Here is a 20,473-nt window from a genome sequence, read left to right as displayed (position 1 = left end):
CGTAAATATGGTGTGATCGCGGTCTATTACTGTTTTATACTCCTGCGTCTTTATGACTTTGATGAACACCGGGCTCTGCTCCGCGGAAGAGGATGCTGAAACGCACCATGACTGGACACGCTTCCCCGATTTTGACCACGCTGCTTGATACCGATGCCTACAAGCTTCATATGCAGCAGGCCGTATATCATCGTTATTACGATGTCCCGGTCACGGCGGAATTCCGCTGCCGCGGCGATGAACTGCTCGGCGTATACACGGATGAACTTCGCAGCCACATCAATGCGATGCAATCGCTCGCCCTGACCGAGGAGGAGTATCGCTACCTTTCCGCCCTGCCATTCTTTGATGCTGACTATCTCAGCTGGCTGCGCGATTTTCGTTTCGACCCGGCCCAGGTGGTGGTACGCAACGATCACGGCAAACTCGCCATCCAGATTAGCGGCCCCTGGCGCGAAGTCATTCTGTGGGAAGTGCCGCTGCTGGCGCTGATCAGCGAAGTGGTGCACCGTCATCGCACGCCGCAGATCGGTGTGGAACAGGCGGTCGCCCATCTGCAACTCAAACTGAACGATTTTCGTCAGCAGGTGGACGATCTGGATATGTCGCGCTTCCATCTGATGGACTTCGGCACCCGTCGTCGCTATTCACAGGCGGTACAGGAAGCGATTGTCAGCACGCTGAAACAGGATTTCCCGTGGCTGGTCGGCACCAGTAACTACGACGTGGCGCGCCGTCTGCAACTCAATCCGGTGGGTACCCAGGCACACGAATGGTTCCAGGCGCATCAGCAGATTAGCCCGGTGCTGGCCAACAGCCAGCGTGCCGCACTGCAATCCTGGCTCGATGAATATGATGATCAGCTGGGTATCGCGCTGACTGATTGCATCACCATGGATGCCTTCCTGCGTGATTTCGGCCCCGGTTTTGCTCACCGCTATCAGGGGCTGCGCCACGATTCGGGTGACCCGGTTGAATGGGGCGAAAAAGCCATTGCCCACTATCAGCGACTGGATATTGATCCAAAGAGCAAAACGCTGGTGTTCTCCGATAACCTCAATCTGGACAAAGCGCTGGCGCTGTACCGGCATTTTGGCCAGCGCGCCAACGTGGTGTTCGGCATCGGCACGCGCCTGACCTGCGATATCCCCGGCGTCACGCCGCTGAATATTGTGATCAAACTGGTGAGCTGCAACGGTAAACCGGTGGCGAAATTGTCAGACAGCCCAGGCAAAACCATCTGCCAGGATAAAGCCTTTGTACGCGCCTTGCGTAAAGCCTTTGACCTGCCGCTGGTGAAAAGAGCCAGCTAATCCCCCCGCAGCAGGGTGCCTGCACCCTGCTGTTCTGCAACAAATCTCCGCTTAACCCGCCAATTTTTCTTGTTTCCTGTTGGCTCGCAAGTAACATAGCAAAACCCCAAACCGGGGAATGTGTAAAATTACTTCTTCTATATAAAGAGAGATATTTATGAGCGTAGTGCCTGTAGCGGATGTACTACACGGCCGTGTCGCGGTTGACAGTGAAGTCACCGTACGTGGTTGGGTGCGTACCCGAAGAGATTCCAAAGCCGGTCTTTCCTTTATCGCCGTTTATGACGGTTCCTGCTTTAATCCCGTTCAGGCTGTCGTCAATAATTCTCTGAATAATTATCAGGACGAAGTGCTGCGTCTCACCACCGGCTGCTCGGTTATTGTTACCGGCAAAGTGGTGGAGTCACCGGGTGAAGGCCAGGCGTTTGAACTGCAGGCGACAAAAGTTGAAGTCGTGGGCTGGGTTGACGATCCCGACACCTACCCGATGGCGGCAAAACGTCACAGCATTGAATACCTGCGTGAAGTGGCGCACCTGCGTCCGCGCACCAACCTGATTGGCGCGGTTGCCCGTGTACGTCATACCCTGGCGCAGGCGCTGCACCGTTTCTTCCATGAAAATGGTTATTTCTGGGTCTCCACGCCGCTGATCACCGCCTCCGATACCGAAGGTGCCGGTGAAATGTTCCGCGTTTCGACGCTGGATCTGGAAAACCTGCCGCGCGATCCGCAGGGTAAAATCGATTTCGATAAAGATTTCTTCGGTAAAGAAGCCTTCCTGACGGTATCTGGTCAGCTGAACGGCGAAACCTACGCCTGTGCGCTGTCCAAGGTCTACACCTTTGGTCCGACCTTCCGCGCGGAAAACTCCAACACCAGCCGCCATCTGGCTGAGTTCTGGATGCTGGAACCGGAAGTGGCATTCGCCACGCTGGACGATGCCGCTGCGCTGGCTGAAGCCATGCTGAAATACGTGTTTAAAGCGGTGCTGGCCGAGCGCGCCGACGATCTGGCGTTCTTCGCAGAACGCGTAGACAAAGATGCGATTTCTCGCCTGGAACGTTTTGTTGAAGCAGATTTCGCCCAGGTAGACTACACCGATGCCATCGACATTCTGCTGAAAAGCGGCCAGAGCTTCGAAAACCCGGTGTCATGGGGCGTGGATCTCTCCTCCGAACATGAGCGTTATCTCGCCGAGAAGCACTTCAAAGCGCCGGTGGTGGTGAAGAACTACCCGAAAGACATCAAAGCCTTCTATATGCGTATGAATGAAGACGGAAAAACCGTCGCCGCAATGGACGTGCTGGCACCAGGAATCGGTGAAATCATCGGGGGTTCACAGCGTGAAGAGCGCCTGGATGTGCTGGATGCGCGTCTGGCGGAGATGGGTCTGAACAAAGAAGATTACTGGTGGTATCGTGACCTGCGCCGTTACGGCACCGTGCCGCACTCCGGCTTCGGTTTAGGTTTCGAACGATTAATCGCCTATGTCACCGGTGTACAAAATGTAAGGGATGTTATCCCCTTCCCACGTACACCGCGCAATGCCAATTTCTAAAATCCGCGATTAATTATAAGTAATTCATATATATAACGAGGTCGGCCCTGCCGGCCTTTTTTTATTTTTGTAAATTTTGAGTTCTCTCACAAAGTTCCCGATATTTTACATCTTGTAATACATATTTTCTTTTTGATACCTAATTGCGAGTTTAGTAGCATTTTCGGGGTAGAATTAACAACCCCGGAATGGAAAGATGCGTGCAGACACAGGAGACACCAAACTTCTTTCAAGGTTCCCGTAAAGGTTTCTTGACGGCAGTGGCAGGTGTCCAAATAACTCCAATGAGGGTAATAAAAAATGATGAAGCGCAACATTCTTGCAGTGGTTATCCCTGCTCTGTTAGCTGCTGGTGCAGCAAACGCAGCAGAAATCTACAACAAAGATGGCAACAAATTAGACCTGTACGGTAAAGTTGATGGTCTGCACTACTTCTCTGACGACTCAGGTAGCGATGGCGACCAGTCTTACGTGCGCTTCGGCTTCAAAGGTGAAACTCAGATCACCGACCAGCTGACCGGTTACGGCCAGTGGGAATACAACATCCAGGCAAACAACTCTGAAGGCGGTTCTGACGCGCAGTCAGGCAACAAAACCCGTCTGGGCTTTGCTGGTCTGAAATTCGCTGACGCAGGTTCTTTCGACTACGGTCGTAACTACGGCGTTGTGTACGACGCAATCGGCTGGACCGACATGCTGCCGGAATACGGCGGTGACTCAGGTTACTCTGACAACTTCATGGCTGGCCGTTCTACCGGTCTGGCGACCTACCGTAACACCAACTTCTTCGGTCTGGTTGACGGTCTGAACTTCGCTCTGCAATACCAGGGCAAAAACGACCGTACTACTGACCCGCGTCGTGCGAACGGCGACGGCTGGGGTACTTCAATCTCCTATACCTCTCCGATCGGTATCGGCATCGTAGGTTCTTATGCTTCAAGTGATCGTATCACTGAGCAGAACCAGATGACTTACGGTAACGGCGACAAAGCTCAGCAGTGGGCAACTGCGCTGAAATATGACGCGAACAACGTTTACCTGGCAGCAATGTACAGCGAAACTCAGAACGCGACCTACATCAGCAACAGCAACAACGGCGCTGACGGTTTTGCTAACAAATCTCAGGTTATCGAGTTCGTAGCACAGTACCAGTTCGACTTCGGCCTGCGTCCGTCTATCGCCTACGTTCAGTCTAAAGGCAAAGACATCGAAGGTATCGGCGATGCTGACCTGTACAAATATGTTGAAGTGGGCGCAACCTACTACTTCAACAAAAACATGTCTACCTACGTCGACTACAAAATCAACCAGCTGGACGACAACAACCCGCTGGGTCTGAACACCGACGATATCGTAGCTGTTGGTCTGGTTTACCAGTTCTAATCTGTCGATTAGCAACGCGTAATACCTTAGAAACGGAGCCTTCTGGCTCCGTTTTGCTTTTCAGTGATCCACTCCGCAATAAGTAGCATTAATCCCCGTCGTCCTGTCATTTCTTTTTCGTTTCAGCGGTTGGCAAGCGCGCCGTCTGACGCTAACCTGATAGCTCATTTCGCTAAAGTTCACGCAACTGGACCTGACACATGTTTGAATCGATCTCTGCCGCACCCGCTGACCCTATTCTTGGTCTGGCCGACCTGTTTCGCGCCGACGACCGCCCGAATAAAATCAACCTTGGCATTGGTGTTTATAAAGATGAAACCGGTAAAACCCCGGTCCTCACCAGTGTAAAAAAAGCTGAGCACTATTTGCTGGAAAACGAAACCACCAAAAATTATCTCAGCATTGATGGCCTGGCGGATTTCGCGCGTGTCACGCAGGAGCTGCTGTTTGGTAAAGAGAGCGCGCTCATCGCCGCTGGACGTGCCTGCACCGCACAAACGCCTGGTGGTACCGGCGCGCTGCGTGTCGCGGCAGATTTTCTTGCCAATCAGACCAGCGTGAAGCGGGTGTGGGTGAGCAATCCGAGCTGGCCGAACCACAAAAATGTGTTCAACGCGGCTGGCCTGGAAGTGTGTGATTACCAGTATTACGATGCAGCCAACCATACGCTGGACTTCGACGGCATGGTCGCTTCATTGCGTGAAGCCAAAGCGGGCGATGTGGTGCTGTTCCACGGCTGCTGCCACAACCCTACCGGTATCGATCCTACCGCTGAACAATGGCAGCAGCTGGCTGCGCTGTCACAGGCTAACGGCTGGCTGCCGCTGTTTGACTTCGCCTATCAGGGCTTTGCCCGTGGTCTGGATGAAGATGCGGAAGGTCTGCGTATTTTTGCGGCGTCTCATCAGGAGCTGATTGTTGCCAGCTCATACTCGAAAAACTTTGGCCTGTATAACGAACGTGTCGGCGCCCTGACGGTAGTCGCGGCGACCAGCGATGTAGCAAAAACCGCGTTCAGCCAGGTGAAGTACAGCATTCGTGCTAACTACTCCAACCCGCCTGCCCATGGCGCTGCCGTGGTGGCGACCATTCTCGGCAACGATGCGTTGCGCACTATCTGGGAACAGGAACTGACGGATATGCGTCAGCGTATTCAGCGTATGCGTCAGCTGTTCGTGAATACCCTGGCTTCGAGCGGCGCACAGCAGGACTTCAGCTTTATCATCAAACAGAATGGCATGTTTTCGTTCAGCGGCCTGACGAAAGATCAGGTGGTGCGTCTGCGTGAAGAGTTTGGGGTGTACGCGGTAAATTCCGGTCGCGTTAACGTTGCCGGTATGACGCCAGACAATATGTCGCAGCTGTGCGAAGCGATTGTCGCCGTGCTCTGAGCCGCTCGCCGTCAATAAAAAAATGGGCCTTAATGGCCCATTTTTTATTGCAGGAACGGATTGCTGATGCGTTCACGCCCCAGCGTCGATATCGGACCGTGCCCTGGCACAAAGGTCACATCATCGCCCAGCGGCAGCAGTTTAGTTTTGATGGCGTCAATCAAATCGCTATGGCTGCCCTGAGGAAAATCGGTACGCCCCACGCCGCCATTGAAGATCACATCGCCGGAGATCAGCAGACGGCCAGCGCGATCAAAGAACACGATATGACCTGGTGTATGGCCGGGGCAATGCAGCACCTCCAGCGTCACCTCGCCCACCTGCACCGTCTCACCCTCTTCCAGCCAGCGATCGGGCGTCAGCGCCGCGCATTCCGGCAGACCAAACATCCGGCTCTGCGTCGGCAATGCATCCAGCCAGAACGCATCACGCAGCTGAGGCCCGACAATCGGCACCTGGTAATGGACCGCCAGCTCAGCCGCCGCACCCACATGATCCAGATGGCCATGGGTCAGCAGGATCTGTGCCGGGGTAATGCCCCGCTCGGCCAGCACCGCAATGATGGTTTCAGCATCACCACCCGGATCGACCAGCGCGGCCTGCTGCGTGTTTTCACACCAGATCACTGAACAGTTTTGAGAAAATGCCGTTACCGGAATAATGAGGTAGTTCATAGCGCTCCATGACCGACACACGCAGCGCTGTCGGTGTTAGGACCAGTGCCTTACAGGACCAGTGTCAATGTGAACAAAGTTGCTGCGCGGGTAATATCCTACACCACCTGCACGCATAGATAACGCCGCTTTGCGAACATTGCTCAGGGAAATGCCTTCGATGTGGAAATCCATTGCCTGACCTTTGGTGTGATAGCTGTGCTTCGCCACCCCAGGGCCGGATTCACGCAACATATTGTTGGTGGCGATGGTGCGATAGCCGGAAACTAACTGAATCGGCTTACGCGTACCCAGCATCGCCTGCAGACGGTAGATTTGATCAAACAGATGCGGATCGATCTTTCTCGCCTGATTGGCGCGATAATCGCGGAAAAAGTGGTTTAACCGTGCTAACTCGTCCTTGTCATAACTCTTGCCGTTAAAAAACTCCGTTTTAAGGGTTTCACCGGTATGAAGGTTATTGAGCGTCAAAATACGTGGACGGGCGGTGGAAAGCGATGCCAGTGCTGTGCCGGGAAGAAGTGCCAGACCTGCCGCTGCGCCTCCGATCAGGAGTAATTTACGACGCTGTGAATCAAAATTAGCCATTACGCGGGTTTACCTGAGATTAAAGCGATAAAAAAATGTGTAAAAAGCACACAAGGCGGAACATTAACCGCAGCTTTAAACGCAGTCAACCCGTGGTCAGGCACAGAAAAGCCAAAACCAGCGCGGATGTCACAACTCCGGGCTGGCCCTGGCGGTTTTAATGGCTGAGGAGTACCGATAAATCAATCACTAGAGCAGCAGCTGGCCTGCCTTCACCAGCACCTGGCTGCCGGAGCGCGCCGTATTATCATAATTGTAAATATCTGTACGATATTGCGGCTTGCCATCATCAGCGACCCAGGCCGTCAGATAGTAGAGGTTAACCGGGATACGATGACGAATCGGCACGTAGCGCGTGTTGCCCTCTTTCAGGGTGTCGGAGATGCGGCTGTCGTTCCAGCCCGCGTCCTGCAATAGCAAATCCGCCAGCTCCGACGCTTTATTCACGCGAACGCAGCCGGAGCTGAGCGCGCGGATATCACGCTGGAACAGGTTATGGTTCGGCGTATCGTGCAGATAAATCGCATCCGAACTGGGCATATTGAATTTGTAGCGACCCAGCGAGTTCATCGCACCGGGTGCCTGACGGATCCGATACGGGAAGCTGTCGGCCGACACCATGTGCCAGTCAATCATCGAGGGATCGATGACTTCAGCATCCGACGTCCAGCCCGACAGCAGGGTATAACCATGCTTGTAGAGATAGCTCGGGTCCTGTTTCACCTTCGGCACAATGTCCTTGCGCACCAGCGATGTCGGCACATTCCACGGTGGATTGAGCACCACATTGTTCAGCGCGCTACGCATCAGCGGCGTTTTGCGATCCGGGCGGCCAACAATCACCCGTGATGACAGGATAGTGGCGCCGTTGTTGTAATAAGTAAGCGAATAGTTGGGAATATTCACCATGATGCCGTTATGCATATCATCCGGCAGCAGACGCAAACGCTGGATATTCAGCGCCAGCAGCGCGGCGCGCATTTGTGGCGAAACGTTCAGCCATTCGCGGGTGCGCGGACCAATCGAACCATCATCGTCCAGCCCCTGCCAGTGCTGGAAGCGTTTCACCCCTTCCACCAGCGCCGCATCGTAGACATTTCCCGTCGACTGGACCGGATTCGCCGCCACATTGCCTGCCGGTTGTGGCGCCTGCGCAGGTAGATCGTTGACGCTGGTCGCCGACGGACTGACCGCAACCGGCTGATCGCTCTGGCTGACCGGCACCGGCGCAGTTGGCACCGCATCATCGGCCGGCGTCGGCGTGGCGCTGTGGCCGGTTAACATCCCGGTGCGCTGCAAAATCTCGCGCAGCGCGGGCACATCATTGCTGATCTGGCCTGGGCGCAAGGTACCGCTGTCGCGCAGCTGCGGCCACGGACGGTTGTCCGTCAGCAGCGTTTTCAGCGCGCTGTGCATCGGTGCGTATTGCGGATGTTGCGGTTCGAGTGACAGCACAAAAGCGCGGCTGCCACCGGCGTTCACCGCACGCTGCCACTGATTCACCACCGCCAGCGTCGGCATCGACAGTTTGTAAGGCACATTGCTGTAGAGCCAGGTTTCACCCTGGGTCGGTACATTCGAGACGAATTGCAGATACCCCAGCATGGCGTCGCTCAGCACGATATCGCGCGCCAGGCCTTTGATTTGCGGATTGGTCAACAACCCGACCCAGCGCGTGAACTGCGGCTGTACGCCCGAGAGCGCCACTTCCGCCAGCTGCTGCTGAAATGCCTGCACCGCACCGCGGTCCTGCCACAACGGCGCCATATTGCGGGCGGCATAAATGCCCGCCAGGCCCGGAAGATAGAAGGGTTGTTCGCTGGGGCTGAAAGCCTGCTGAATCTGATGCTGACTGGCCGCAACCGACATGGTGCTGTGTGTGGTGCCGGGGAGCGCTGCGATGATCGCAGCATGGCTTACCGCCAGCGGTGACAATGCCAGTGACAAACTGAGTGCTATTGCAGCACGATTGAATCTGCTTTTATTGTTCAGCAACATCCCTGCCCCCTTCTCGCCTAAGACACAGCCGCCTGCTATACGCTGTGTACTGCCTTACTCATATTTTTGAGTATACAAACAAAAACGGCATTTGCCTCTCGCTGCAAATGCCGTTTACAGATTAAACGTCGCGGTGTTTTTTAACCAGATTTGGAACTAGGAATTTTCTGTTTCCAGATCTATGCCGCTGTTCTCGCGTTGCGCTGGCGTCGGGTCGGCCGAAAAGCCGCGCAGACCGACCACATGTACGTGTTCGGTGTTGTTGAACACCTTACGTACCAGCTTATAGGTGGTACCTTTTTCCGGGCTGATGTTCTCCGGTGCGGCGATCACCAGCTGCATCTCCAGTCGCTCGCACAGCTCAAACAGCGTGGCGATGGAACGGGCATCGAGACGCGCCGCTTCATCAAGGAACAGCAGACGGCACGGAGAGATATCTTTGCCGCGCAGACGGCGTGATTCCTCTTCCCAGCTCTGCACCACCATCACCAGAATCGACATACCGGTACCGATCGCTTCACCGGTCGACAGCGCGCCACTTTCCGCACGCAGCCAGCCATCAGAGCCACGGTTGACTTCCACTTCCATCTCCAGATAGTTGCGGTAGTCGAGCAACTCTTCGCCGATGGTTTGCGGCGTACGCTGGCCCATATCAATGTGTGGATTCAGACGCTGATACAGCTTCGCCAGCGCTTCAGAGAAGGTCAGGCGATTGCTGTTGAACAGATCCTGATGCTGTTCATGCTCTTCCGACAGCGTATCCAGCAGCGTCGCGTGCGCTTCACGCACGTTAACGTTGAGGCGCACGCTGCGCACCTGGCCGAAGCTCACCGCCTGCAAGCCCTGGTTGAGCTGGCGGATACGGTTCTGCTCGCGCTGGATGGTTTTACGAATGATATTGGACACGCTGCGTGAACTGATCGCCAGCGTCTGCTCGCGCGCCGTCAGTTCTTCCGTCAGACGATTCAGCTCAATCTCCATCTGCTCGATGGCTTCGACCGGATCATCGGTACGAATGATGTCCTGACGAATACGTTCGCGCAGATGCTGATACACAGCGATAAAGAACTGGATCTTACGCTCCGGGCGTTTCGGATCTTCCGACATACGCAGCACATCGCGCAGATGTTCGTTATCCGCCACCGCCAGACGCAGCGCGCCCAGCGCCTTATCCGACATCGAGCGCAGTTCATCGCCGCTCAGATAAGCCAGCTCACGACGGTGCAGACGGCGCTCGACGCCATTATCTTTCACCAGACGCAACACGCTGCACCAGCCCGCTTTGGCAGTGACCACCTGCTCGCGCAGCTGATGATAGTCACGCTCCAGCTTACGCAATCTCTTTTGCAGGCTGTCCATTTCCGCTTCGCAGAAGGTCAGCTGTTTCTCCAGCTGATTACGGCGCGCGCGGTTATGGCTCAGCGCGGTATAGAGTTCATCACGACGGATACGCGCGCGTTCTTCCGCGCTGGCATCGGCCTGTACGCCGATATCCTGCATCTCCTGCTGCAACTCTTTCAGCATGTCGCGTTTCGCGTCATAGGAGCTTTTCAGCGACGCCAGCAGCTGAGAATACTGCGTCAGCTGCGCCTGATGTTCACGCAGACGCTCACGGGCGCGGCTGCGCTCGCCTTCTGCCTGCTCCAGGCGCTGACGCAACTTCTCGTTCAGATCGCTGTTGCCGGTCAGCATCCCGGCTGAATCTTCATAGCTGAAGTGGGCGCGACGCTGTACGACTTCAGTCAGGGCAAACGCCTGCTGACGCGCTTCACGTTGCAGCTGCTGCGCCTGCTGATAATCACGTTCCAGCTGGTCATGCTGCTGCGGATCGCTCTGCAATACCGCCAGCAGCGGCTCCAGCTTGCCAAGTTTGTTGCCGTGCTGATGCAGGAAACGGGCCGCGTCCTGGGCTTCGTCCACGCGCTCACGAATCTCTTCGCAGCGGTCAGCCAGCGTATCGTCCAGCAACAACGTCACGCGCGGCAGCAGGCGGTTAAGCTGGGCCACGCCCTCTTTCGCCTGGTCATACTGCATCCGCTGCTGCTGATTATCGTTTTCATGCTGACTCAGCGCGCGTTCCAGCTCACCGCGACGGCTATTCAGCTGACGGATCAGCGCTTCCGGATCTTCATCGAAGGCTACCGCCAGATGGCTGCCGATAAAGCGGCTGAAAGATTGATGCAGGCGCTGGGTTTTCTGCACGTCGAAGGAGAGCGTAGCGAAGCGCTCCGCCAGCTGCTCGCGTTCGTTATTCAGCAACTCCAGCTGGTTTTCACGCGCGGCGCGGCCAAACAATGGCACTTTCGGGAAGCGGGAGTAGCGCCACTGACGCTCAGCCACCTTCACCACCACCGCGTTTTCCAGCTCATCGACGGCGAACACGCTGTCATCAAACGACTGCGGGTCCCCTTCGATCAGATAGAGATCTTCCGGGCAATCTTCCAGCCCATCCAGCAGCTCGCGTACCAGCGACAAATCCGGCACCACGATCGCATGGCGCGACGGGCCATACAGCGCCGAGAAGTACGGCGCGTCGTCCAGCGTGACGTCATCATAAATCTCGGACAGCAGCACGCCGCCAAAGCGCTCGGCCAGCTGAGTCAGACGCGCGTCTTCCGCACCGCCAGGCTGACTGAAACGTTCAATTTGCTTCTCAACTTCACGTTTACGCGCCGCCACTTCGTCGCGTTCAACGGTGGTTTCACGTTCACGCTCCAGCAGCTGCTGCATAAATTCGGTGATTTGCTGGCTGCTGGTCAGCTGCTGGCCGGTTTGCTCGCTCAGCTGGGTGAGGATTTCCTGCGCTGCCAGCCAGTGCGGCGCGCGGGCGGTGAGCGCAGTAATACGTTCACGCAGCTGTTCCAGCTCCTGACGCATCAGCATCCGGCGCTCGCCGGCATCCGCTACGCTGGCGCTCAGCTGTTCAATCTGCGCTTCCAGTTCACGTTGCAGACCTTCCAGCGCATCGGCGTCATACTGCTGCCCCTGGCGCTTACAGAACTCGGCCAGCAGGCGCTCCGCTTCATTCTGCTCGCGCAGACGCTGCTCCAGCTCGTTGAGACGCAGACGCAGCGAGGAGAGTTGTTCAGCATGATGGCGCTGGTTGGCGGCATCGCGCAGCAGTTCGCGGCCAACCTGCCAGGCGTCCTGACGATTGACCTCACCGGCGATGCTGGTGACCAGCGCCAGCGCCTGTTCAAACTGGCTGTGCGCCGCTTCCGCCACGCTCAGTTTCTGTTCCAGACGCAGCAGGTGTTCGGTGGCTTCTTCTTCACGCGCCTGGAATGTTGCCTGCCATTCGTCGGCGTTGGCGATATTCAGATCCGGCAGCTGGCACTGGGCACGCGCTTTTTCCAGCGCCTGCAACGCCTGCTGATACTGGATAGCGCGGGTTTGCTGCACATCCAGCGCCTGCTGGAAGTCGGCCAGCTGGCTTTTCAGCTCATCGACTTCAATTTCGGCCGCTTCGGCCCGCGCTTCGTTCTCTTCCTGCACTTCACGAGCTTCAGCCACCACCTCGTTCTGTTCTTCGAGGCGGTAGGTCAGTTCTTCGAGGTCGGCATCGTAGCGCTCAATCTTCTCCTGCTGACGCATCGCCGTCTGCACCAGGTTGAGGTGATCGCTGGCGGCCTGATAATCGGTTTCCAGATCGTTTTCAGCACCGCTGTGCTCAGACAACTCGCGTGCCATCTCAATATGGCGATACTGTTCCGACGCCAGCTGGTTACGGCTGGTGAACAGTTCATTGCGCAGCTGCAACGCGCCATCCAGGTGGATGCGGCGTTCATTGGCGTGACGCATATAGTCAGCCGACACGTAGCTGGTGGCTTCGGAGATCAGGTGCTTAAACAGATCGCGATCCGACTGGGTAACGCGAATTGCTTCCAGCGTCATACGGTTTTCACGCAGCGCGGCTTCCATATCCTGGAACGCCTTACGCACCCCGCTGTTTTCCGGCAGCAGGTAATCACGCAGCGAACGGGTAATGGCGCTGGAGATACCGCCGTACAGCGAGGCTTCGATCAGACGATAGAACTTGCTGCGGTCGCTGGCGGTACGCAGACGACGCGGCACCACGCCAAGTTCAAACATCATGGCATGGTAGTCCGTCACCGAGTTGTACTGACGGAACTGCACCCCTTCCTGCGCTTCAACCCGATCCTTCACTTCGTTCAGCGGCAGCACGCGCGCCTGACGGCTGTTGAGGATCTCGGTCAGCATATCGGTAGGCTGGGTATCGGTCGGCAGGCCGTGAATGCTGAACGGCTTAATATCGACTTTCTTATCGCGTCCGGCCACCTGTTGCAGACGCACCCCCACCACCACGCGCTGATGACGGGAGTTGACCACGTCAAGCACCGCATAGCAGACGCCGGCGCGCAACTTACCGTGCAGGCCTTTATCGCGCGAACCGGAGGTTGCCCCGGCTTCGGTGGTGTTACGGAAATGCAGCAGCGTCAGATCCGGGATCAGCGCCGTGACAAACGCCGCCATAGTGGTGGATTTACCGGCACCGTTACCGCCAGACAGCGTGGTCACCAGCTCATCGAGATCAAAGGTACGGGCAAAGAAGCCGTTCCAGTTAATCAGGGTTAGCGAACGAAATTTACCGCGCTCAATCATGCCTGTTCATCCTCCGCGTTATCATTCGCTTCGCTATCGGCGTCGTTTTCATTGTCGCTTTCATCACTTTCCTGGGCCACCGGCGCCGTTTCCAGCGTCATGGCTTCGCCATCGCGAATCAGGCGCAGCTGTGCTTCACGCGCATCATCGCCGCTACGCACATCCGCGCCGAAGCGGAATACCGATTCGGTAATGCGGAATTTGCTGCTGTCGTTGCCCATAAACCACACCATGCCGAGACGACGCAGACGGCTCAGCGAGGCACGCATCTTCTCCTGCAACTTGGCGCGGTCGAGGTCTGAACCGGTGGAGCGCTGGTTAACCAGCTTGAGCAGTTTGCTCTCGTCCGCCAGCGACAGCAGCTCGTCATACAGCTCCTGCTGGGTGAAGATACCTTCGTTGGCCAGGCGTTCCGGACTGAGATAGAGGTAACACAGGATTTTGCCCACCATCATATCCAGCTCGGAGAGTACCGAACGCGGGATCAGCGTGGTTGAACGCGGGCGCAGATAGAAAAATCCTTCCGGCGCACGGATCAGTTCCACGTTGTAACGCGCGTAAAACTCTTCCATATATTCCTGGTAATCCATCAGGAAAGCGTGGTTATCCAGTTCTTCGATGCCAATATGGCGGCCCGCGCGTAACTGGCTATCGAGCGCGGGAAAAATCGGGTTTGCCAGTGCCTGTGCCAGTTTGACTGGCATCACTTGTTCAATATTTGTCGATGACATGTGCCTGCACCTTGGCTCCGTATTCATTAATGGTCTGCCACTCCGCAGGCAAACCGGCTAAATCGGCTTCGGCCACGCCGAGGCGAACCGCCTGATCGATGACGATGCGTGCCAGATCGAAGTGGCGCGCGCGCGGATATTGCGACAGGTAGTCGCGCATCACCGTGGCGAGGTTAAGCGGTTTTTGTTCCAGCTTATAAATTTGCAGAGCTTCTTCGATCATCGCGGCCAGCTGCTCACGAATCTCGTTAAACTCCTCGTACTCCATTTCCGGCGGCAATTCGCCCATGACTTCGTCATTACGCAGCGTCATCTCTTCGTCGCGCATATCATACAGACGGTCGGCATTGGCGTAGGTCAGCGCCCACGGCTGGTCGAAATAGTTCTGCACCGACAGACGCAAACGCTGAGCGAACACGCGGTTTTTGTCCATGTCGATGGCGGTACGAATGAATTTATGGACATGGCGATCGTAGCCGATCCATAAATCGATGGCCTGCTGTCCCCAGCTGATAATGCGGTCCAGCTTGCTTTGCAGATCGAACACCAGCTTGTCGACAAAACCGAGATCCGGGCTGCTGAGCGTCGCGTCCTGAATGCGCAGCAGGTTGGCCTGCAACTTGTCGCCCGCCGCCTCCAGCGTATCCTGCAACTCACGCAGCGTGCCGGAGGTTTCTGACAGCAGCATTTCACAGCTGGAGATCGCCGCGCGCCAGTCTTTGTTCAGCAGATCGGCGATGTCCGTTTTTACCGCCTGCTGCTGCTCATCCATCAGACGCTGCGTCATATCGATGCTGTCGAAGATTTCCGCCACCGAATATTTCAGCGGCGCGAAGACGTTACGATGCCAGTGGAACTCGTCACCATCCTCTTCGGCAGCATCGGCGGCGCGTTTCAGTTCCTGCGCCACAATCGACAGCTGCATCGAAAGACGCAAAGTGGAGAACTCGCGCTGGCGGATGTAATAGTCGGTGATGCCGATGGCCAGCGGCGTCAGACGGTAGATGGCATGGCCTTCCGTCAGTTCGCTGGTAAAGCGGTTAAGCAGGCGCTGGCGCACCATATCGTTGATGGCGTTGTTGGCACGAACCTGTACGGTTTCATTGGTTTGTTCGAACGCTTTGCTGACATGACGGAATGCGTCAATCAGCTCACCTTCACTCATCTCGCCGTCCATCCGCTCACCGTTTAAGGTGGCGATAGCCAGCAAAAAAGCCAGACGTTCAACCGGCAACGCAAGCGAAAAGTCGTTCTTGCGCGCCCATGCCACCAGTTCGGGCACCGTCTGGGAAAATTCGCTCATAGTTGGTCCTTCTACCTGGGTTTGCGCGCGGTCACGTGGATATAGCGCCCTAAACTCAAAAATGGCTCCTGGCGACAGTAGCGCCGTTCCATCTCAATAATGGACTCAACGTCTTTCAGGGCCGCAGCCTGCTCTTTCATGTAGTCACAAAAGACGCGGATGCCAGCGCGCTGTTCAATCTCGAAGCCGCAGTCTGTCAGCCAGCGATAGACCTCTTCCGGGTCGCGGGGGTAATCGGGCGACAGCGTACGCTTTTTGCGTTTGGTCATATTGGCTTGCAGGTAGCCAAAATTACCGAGGGTCAGCAAGCGCATGGTTAAGGCATTACGATTGAAAAACATCAGCGACAATACGCCGCCGGGCTTCAGGGTGTGCCATAACGCCTGCAATACCACCTCGGGTTGCGCTACCCATTCCAGCACAGCGTGAAACAATACCAGATCAACCGGCTTATCCAAATGTTCGCCGACCTGTTGCGCGCTAATTTGTTTGAATTGCATGTTGTGGCTCACACCCTCTTCCTGGGCGTGCGCTTCGGCGCGTTTCAGCATCTCCGCTGAAAGGTCGCACAGAAGAACCTGATGGCCGCGCGCGGCAAGGCCACAGGAAATATGTCCCAGTCCGCCACCGGCATCCAGCACCGATAATGGCCCGGCGGGCAGCGTTGGCATCAGCGCGTCCAGCTCATCCCACAGGATCGCCTGACGCACCATGCCTTTTTTGGTGCCATAAATGTTTTTGGAGAATCTCTCCGCCAGATCGTCAAAGTTACGATCCTGCATGGTGGTGGCTCCGCTCTGCTGCATTCAACTTGTGCTATTTTGTCACAGGCTCAACAAGAATGAACCTTTCATCCCGCGCTAAGTGTCTGGCTGCTGTTTTTTCGGACAAAAGGAACTATTTTCGATGTTTTTCACGTTAAAAAAAGTGATCGGCGGGATGTTACTGCCCTTGCCACTGCTGCTGCTGTTGATGGCAGCCGGACTTTTATTGCTCTGGCTCACCCGCTGGCAAAAAAGCGGCAAAATCCTGATATCAATCAGCTGGCTGATGCTGTTGTTACTCAGCCTGCAACCGGTGGCCGATCGCCTGCTGCTGCCGCTGGAAAACCACTATCCCACCTGGAACGGCAGCGAGAATGTCGATTATATCGTGGTGCTGGGCGGCGGCTACACCTTTAACCCTGACTGGGCGCCGGGTTCGAATCTGATTGGCAACAGCCTGCCACGCGTGGCCGAAGGGGTGCGCCAGTGGCGACGCTACCCGCAGGCGAAGATGATTTTTACCGGCGCGGCGGCGGGCAGCAACCCGATGAGCAACGCGCAGGTGGCGGCCCAGGTCGCGGAAAGCCTTGGCGTACCGCAACAGGCGATTATCGTGCTGGATCAACCTAAAGACACCCGACAGGAGGCGCAGGCAGTCAAAATCGCCGTGGGCCAGCACCCGTTCCTGCTGGTGACCTCCGCCAATCATCTGCCACGGGCGATGCATTTCTTCCAGAGCGCCGGGCTGAATCCGCTGGCAGCACCCGCTAATCAGCTGGCAATCACCTCGCCATTAAATTGGTGGGAACGCGCCATCCCTTCACCGCTGTGGCTGAGCCATAGCGAACGGGCGATTTATGAAACACTGGGCCAGGCGTGGCAGAAGCTGCGCGGTGATGACCTGACATCAGCCCAGCCAGGGGAGTAGTTGCTCACGCGCGTTATCAAAGCGCGGGCGATCAAACTGACCGGTGCTGACCAGGCTATCAATGCAATCCCACAGCTGATAGAGCCAGCGCCGCCAGACAAAGTCTTCTGCGACAGGCGCGCGTTGCAGATAATGTTGCAATAACGACGCCTCGGCACCGCTGTCCGCCAGTCGCATCAGCTCGTACTCGCGCGGCGCCCACAGCACATTGCCGGGCTGCATCATCGCTACCAGCTGATCGCTGCGCGCATCTTTCATGATGCTCGACAGCCGCAGATTGCCATGAATCAGTACGCAGGGATCGTCAAAACCGGCCAGCAAACGCGGCAGTTGCTGGCGGCTGCGAAACAGGATTTGTCGATCGTCGAGGGTGAAAAACGGCGGAGAAAGATAACCGAGGGTTGACCACAGCACCTCCACCCGTTGCTGATACCACGCGGGCCAGCTGTTTTCCTGAATGCTGTCGATGTTGCCCACTAGCCCATGACTATCAATGCGATGCCAGGCCAGTAAACCTTCCACCACCTGCTCGCACAGCTGCTCCCAACGGGCGGCAGTGCGGGCCGGTGCCTCAGCAGAGACGCCATTCAGACGCGCCATCAGCAGCATTTCATGCACCGGTTTCTGCTGGCTCAGCACCAGGCCAAATACCGCCGGAACCGCAATCAGGCCATCACGGCCAAGCATCGCCAGTTTTTTGGCTTCCAGCGCAGCGCGTCCCTGATGACGAAAATATTTGGCCACCAGCGGCATCGGTTTATCGGCGGCATCGTACAAGGCGTAGAGGCGCGATTGTGGCTGCTCACTGATGGTTTCGAGACGGCCAACGCTTTCGCCAAGCACCAGCGCGAGTTCTGAACGGAGCTGTTCCATGCGTTTTCCTCCCGAGTAAAGTGACTGGGTTATCCTGGAGGTCACGGCAGCGCAGAGCGATGCGCCAGATCAAAGAACAGCAGGACCAGCGACAGAAGCTGGCCCTGCGAGGTTAGCCCTGCATGGCAGCGCGCACGCGCAGCAGGTCTTCCGGGGTATCAACGCCGACGCTCGGCACGGTTTGGGCAACAGCAACGTGGATCTTTTCGCCGTACCACAACACGCGCAGCTGTTCGAGCAGCTCAATCTGCTCCAGCGGACAGGGTTCCCAGTCGATGTAGCGACGAACAAAGCCGGCACGGTAAGCATAGATACCGATATGGCGCAGCAGCGTATCACCCGCCTGCTCACGCGATTTGGCGTAACGCTCGCGATCCCACGGAATGGTCGCGCGGGAGAAATAGAGCGCATACCCCTTCGCATCGGTCACCACCTTCACCGCGTTGGGGTTAAAGGCTTCTTCTGCATCGTGAATAGGCACCGCCAGCGTTGCCATGCCAGCGTCAGCCTGGGCCAGATTAGCCGCGACCTGACGCACGATTGCCGGTGGGATCATCGGCTCATCGCCCTGAACATTGACAATGATGGTGTCGTCCGGGAATTGGTATTTCTCGATCACTTCCGCCAGACGCTCAGTACCGGAGTGGTGATCGGCACGCGTCATGCAGACTTCACCACCGGCCGCCTCGACCGCTGCCGCTACGTCCGGATGATCGGTGGCAACAATCACACGATCGGCACCCGACTCGCGTGCACGCTCCATAACGTGCACCACCATCGGCTTACCGAGAATATCGACCAGCGGTTTACCCGGCAGACGCGTCGATGCGTAGCGCGCAGGAATAATAGCGACGAAACTCATGGATGAATCTCTTCAACAGACAGGGTACGCGCTTCGTTTTCCAGCAATACCGGGATGCCGTCACGGACAGGAAAGGCCAGTCCATCAGGTTTGCAGATCAATTCCTGCTGTTCTTTGTTGTAATACAGTTTTCCATTGCAGACCGGACAGGCCACAATCTCAAGTAAACGGTGATCCATAATCTCCTCCATACCGGATCGAATCGTCAGGCAGTTAGCATACCATAGCGCACGGCCAGGCAGCGTGCCGCATCTTGTTACTCAGTTACGTGCCAGCGATCCGACCAGGCGGCAAGCAACGCTGACGGTGCCTGTTCAATCACCACTTCACTGGCGCCCTGCCATTGGGCAAATCGCGTGATGGCGCGCTGAACATCATTGATCAATGCCGCGGTCACGCGCGTGTCTGCTTCCAGCCACAAGGCGCGGATCACCAGCTGTTGTGCCTGACGATCCATTTTTGCATCCAGCCGCCCTTTCAGGCTGCCGCGATGCAAAATCGGCAGGACAAAATAGCCATATTTACGCTTTTCCGCCGGGGTATAGCATTCGATGCGGTAATCAAAATTGAACAGCTCCAGCGCGCGGCGTCGATCCCACACCACCGGATCGAAAGGGGAAAGCAGCGCGGTATGGGTGGCCGACGGCGGTTTGTCCAGTAACGGCAGCAGGTCGCGATGCAGCCACATCTCGCCCAGCTGCTCCACCTGCACCGGAACAATAGCACCACGCGCTTCAGCATCGGTTAGCCAGGATTTTAATGGCGCGCGTTTCAGCCGATAGTAATCCGCCAGCCAGCTGGCGCGGAAAATGCCCAGGCTGCGGGCGCTATGATCCAGCATAGCGATTACCGCGTCCTCTTCGCTAAGCGCATGGTCGGCATCTACCCATTCCGGCATCACCCGCTGTTGCAGATCGTAGACGCGCTGAAAATTGCGCCGCTCAACCACCATCAACTCCCCCGCGCTGAACAGGTTTTCCAGATGGCGTTTATGCGGTTTCCACGCCCACCAGCCCGGTTTGACCTGCTTGTCCGCCGCAAAATCGGCGGCGCGGACCGGGCCATTGGCATTAATATGCGCCAGTAAATCGGCGATCTCTTCCTGATGCTCCTCCACCCACTGCGCATTGTATTTCCAGCCCAGACGCGAGGGGTCCAGCATCCGATGGCGCAGCAGCGGGTAATCTTCGCGCGGAATAAAGCAGGCTTCGTGCGCCCAGTATTCAAACAACGCCCCCGATGCCAGCGTCTCTTCCAGCCACGCGGTTGGATAGCTGCCGAGACGGCTAAACAGCACCAGATAAGGGCTGCGCGCCACCACATTGATGGTGTCGATTTGCAGCAGCGACATCTGACGAATGGTGGCATGGATATCGGCAAAACGCGCCCGTCGCGTCGGCGGCCGGAGCAGCCCCTGAGCCGCAAGGTGGAGGTGACGGGCAGTTTGTAATGAGAGGGAAGCAACGTGGGTCATGACTCGGTTT

Annotated in this window: 16 protein-coding genes; 5 read left to right on the top strand and 11 right to left on the bottom strand. The window is 56.6% G+C overall.

Annotation, left to right across the window (positions count from 1 at the left end):
* The first annotated feature begins 107 nt into the window (after positions 1–107).
* The 4 genes from pncB to AC6I8V_RS06925 all read left to right on the top strand — a co-directional run bounded on the left by pncB (position 108) and on the right by AC6I8V_RS06925 (position 5,645).
* Positions 108–1,313, top strand: a complete 1,206-nt coding sequence (pncB, locus tag AC6I8V_RS06940) for a nicotinate phosphoribosyltransferase (RefSeq protein WP_497845154.1) — start codon at positions 108–110, stop codon at positions 1,311–1,313.
* Positions 1,314–1,470: 157 nt separating this feature from the next.
* Positions 1,471–2,871 (top strand): asparagine--tRNA ligase, encoded by a 1,401-nt coding sequence (gene asnS / locus AC6I8V_RS06935; protein WP_497845153.1) that lies wholly within the window; start codon positions 1,471–1,473, stop codon positions 2,869–2,871.
* 300 nt (positions 2,872–3,171) lie between these two features.
* On the top strand, positions 3,172–4,254 hold the full coding sequence (ompF, locus tag AC6I8V_RS06930) for a porin OmpF (protein ID WP_497845152.1): 1,083 nt from the start codon (positions 3,172–3,174) through the stop codon (positions 4,252–4,254).
* Between the two features lie 200 nt (positions 4,255–4,454).
* Positions 4,455–5,645 carry an amino acid aminotransferase gene (locus AC6I8V_RS06925; protein ID WP_497845151.1) on the top strand — a complete coding sequence of 397 codons (1,191 nt, stop codon included), beginning with the start codon at positions 4,455–4,457 and terminating at the stop codon, positions 5,643–5,645.
* Between the two features lie 44 nt (positions 5,646–5,689).
* On the opposite strand, the gene AC6I8V_RS06920 is transcribed toward AC6I8V_RS06925, so the two are convergent.
* The 7 genes from AC6I8V_RS06920 to cmoM all read right to left on the bottom strand — a co-directional run bounded on the left by AC6I8V_RS06920 (position 5,690) and on the right by cmoM (position 16,344).
* Positions 5,690–6,319, bottom strand: coding sequence for an MBL fold metallo-hydrolase (locus AC6I8V_RS06920; protein ID WP_497845150.1), 630 nt, complete (start codon positions 6,317–6,319; stop codon positions 5,690–5,692).
* A 36-nt stretch (positions 6,320–6,355) separates the two neighbouring features.
* Positions 6,356–6,907, bottom strand: coding sequence for a peptidoglycan L,D-endopeptidase MepK (gene mepK / locus AC6I8V_RS06915; RefSeq protein WP_497845149.1), 552 nt, complete (start codon positions 6,905–6,907; stop codon positions 6,356–6,358).
* A gap of 189 nt (positions 6,908–7,096) precedes the next feature.
* Entirely contained in the window at positions 7,097–8,905 is a 1,809-nt protein-coding gene (gene ldtD, locus AC6I8V_RS06910) for a L,D-transpeptidase (protein ID WP_497845148.1), read from the bottom strand.
* Between the two features lie 156 nt (positions 8,906–9,061).
* Complete coding sequence (gene mukB / locus AC6I8V_RS06905; RefSeq protein WP_497845147.1) at positions 9,062–13,528, bottom strand: chromosome partition protein MukB; 4,467 nt, start codon at positions 13,526–13,528, stop codon at positions 9,062–9,064.
* Complete coding sequence (gene mukE / locus AC6I8V_RS06900) at positions 13,525–14,259, bottom strand: chromosome partition protein MukE (protein ID WP_497845146.1); 735 nt, start codon at positions 14,257–14,259, stop codon at positions 13,525–13,527. Before mukE ends, mukB begins: the two co-directional genes overlap by 4 nt.
* The gene (gene mukF, locus AC6I8V_RS06895) at positions 14,240–15,562 is read right to left on the bottom strand and encodes a chromosome partition protein MukF (RefSeq protein ID WP_497845145.1); all 1,323 of its coding nucleotides are present in this window, start codon (positions 15,560–15,562) and stop codon (positions 14,240–14,242) included. The genes mukE and mukF overlap by 20 nt, the downstream gene beginning before the upstream one ends.
* 11 nt (positions 15,563–15,573) lie before the next feature.
* A complete protein-coding gene (cmoM, locus tag AC6I8V_RS06890) occupies positions 15,574–16,344 on the bottom strand; it encodes a tRNA uridine 5-oxyacetic acid(34) methyltransferase CmoM (RefSeq protein ID WP_497845144.1) in 771 nt (256 codons plus the stop codon).
* A gap of 124 nt (positions 16,345–16,468) precedes the next feature.
* On the opposite strand from cmoM, the gene elyC reads away from it, so the two are divergent.
* Entirely contained in the window at positions 16,469–17,254 is a 786-nt protein-coding gene (elyC, locus tag AC6I8V_RS06885; protein ID WP_497845143.1) for an envelope biogenesis factor ElyC, read from the top strand.
* Here elyC and AC6I8V_RS06880 read toward each other — a convergent pair.
* The 4 genes from AC6I8V_RS06880 to AC6I8V_RS06865 form a co-directional block, all read right to left on the bottom strand.
* The gene (locus tag AC6I8V_RS06880) at positions 17,234–18,127 is read right to left on the bottom strand and encodes a YcbJ family phosphotransferase (RefSeq protein ID WP_497845142.1); all 894 of its coding nucleotides are present in this window, start codon (positions 18,125–18,127) and stop codon (positions 17,234–17,236) included. The two genes, elyC and AC6I8V_RS06880, sit on opposite strands and share 21 nt — an antisense overlap.
* 112 nt (positions 18,128–18,239) lie before the next feature.
* Positions 18,240–18,989: a 3-deoxy-manno-octulosonate cytidylyltransferase gene (gene kdsB, locus AC6I8V_RS06875; protein WP_497845141.1), complete on the bottom strand. Its 750-nt coding sequence runs from the start codon at positions 18,987–18,989 to the stop codon at positions 18,240–18,242.
* Entirely contained in the window at positions 18,986–19,168 is a 183-nt protein-coding gene (locus AC6I8V_RS06870) for a Trm112 family protein (protein WP_013508517.1), read from the bottom strand. The genes kdsB and AC6I8V_RS06870 overlap by 4 nt, the downstream gene beginning before the upstream one ends.
* Positions 19,169–19,245: 77 nt before the next feature.
* Positions 19,246–20,463 carry a winged helix-turn-helix domain-containing protein gene (locus AC6I8V_RS06865; protein WP_497845140.1) on the bottom strand — a complete coding sequence of 406 codons (1,218 nt, stop codon included), beginning with the start codon at positions 20,461–20,463 and terminating at the stop codon, positions 19,246–19,248.
* Positions 20,464–20,473 lie beyond the last annotated feature (10 nt).

The organism is Pantoea sp. X-Soil-TKNS-1207 (assembly GCF_059730485.1).
The sequence above is the reverse complement of the archived record's forward strand: the minus strand, read 5'-3'. Positions and strand labels throughout refer to the sequence as shown.

Excerpts from the sequence above, each read along its gene's own strand:
- AC6I8V_RS06920 (WP_497845150.1), bottom strand. The coding sequence starts at position 6,319 with ATGAACTACCTCATTATTCCGGTAACGGCATTTTCTCAAAACTGTTCA.
- AC6I8V_RS06870 (WP_013508517.1), bottom strand. The coding sequence starts at position 19,168 with ATGGATCACCGTTTACTTGAGATTGTGGCCTGTCCGGTCTGCAATGGA.
- mukE (WP_497845146.1), bottom strand. The coding sequence starts at position 14,259 with ATGTCATCGACAAATATTGAACAAGTGATGCCAGTCAAACTGGCACAG.
- AC6I8V_RS06925 (WP_497845151.1), top strand. The coding sequence starts at position 4,455 with ATGTTTGAATCGATCTCTGCCGCACCCGCTGACCCTATTCTTGGTCTG.
- asnS (WP_497845153.1), top strand. The coding sequence starts at position 1,471 with ATGAGCGTAGTGCCTGTAGCGGATGTACTACACGGCCGTGTCGCGGTT.
- mukF (WP_497845145.1), bottom strand. The coding sequence starts at position 15,562 with ATGAGCGAATTTTCCCAGACGGTGCCCGAACTGGTGGCATGGGCGCGC.
- cmoM (WP_497845144.1), bottom strand. The coding sequence starts at position 16,344 with ATGCAGGATCGTAACTTTGACGATCTGGCGGAGAGATTCTCCAAAAAC.
- mukB (WP_497845147.1), bottom strand. The coding sequence starts at position 13,528 with ATGATTGAGCGCGGTAAATTTCGTTCGCTAACCCTGATTAACTGGAAC.
- mepK (WP_497845149.1), bottom strand. The coding sequence starts at position 6,907 with ATGGCTAATTTTGATTCACAGCGTCGTAAATTACTCCTGATCGGAGGC.
- AC6I8V_RS06865 (WP_497845140.1), bottom strand. The coding sequence starts at position 20,463 with ATGACCCACGTTGCTTCCCTCTCATTACAAACTGCCCGTCACCTCCAC.
- ldtD (WP_497845148.1), bottom strand. The coding sequence starts at position 8,905 with ATGTTGCTGAACAATAAAAGCAGATTCAATCGTGCTGCAATAGCACTC.
- AC6I8V_RS06880 (WP_497845142.1), bottom strand. The coding sequence starts at position 18,127 with ATGGAACAGCTCCGTTCAGAACTCGCGCTGGTGCTTGGCGAAAGCGTT.
- elyC (WP_497845143.1), top strand. The coding sequence starts at position 16,469 with ATGTTTTTCACGTTAAAAAAAGTGATCGGCGGGATGTTACTGCCCTTG.
- ompF (WP_497845152.1), top strand. The coding sequence starts at position 3,172 with ATGATGAAGCGCAACATTCTTGCAGTGGTTATCCCTGCTCTGTTAGCT.
- kdsB (WP_497845141.1), bottom strand. The coding sequence starts at position 18,989 with ATGAGTTTCGTCGCTATTATTCCTGCGCGCTACGCATCGACGCGTCTG.
- pncB (WP_497845154.1), top strand. The coding sequence starts at position 108 with ATGACTGGACACGCTTCCCCGATTTTGACCACGCTGCTTGATACCGAT.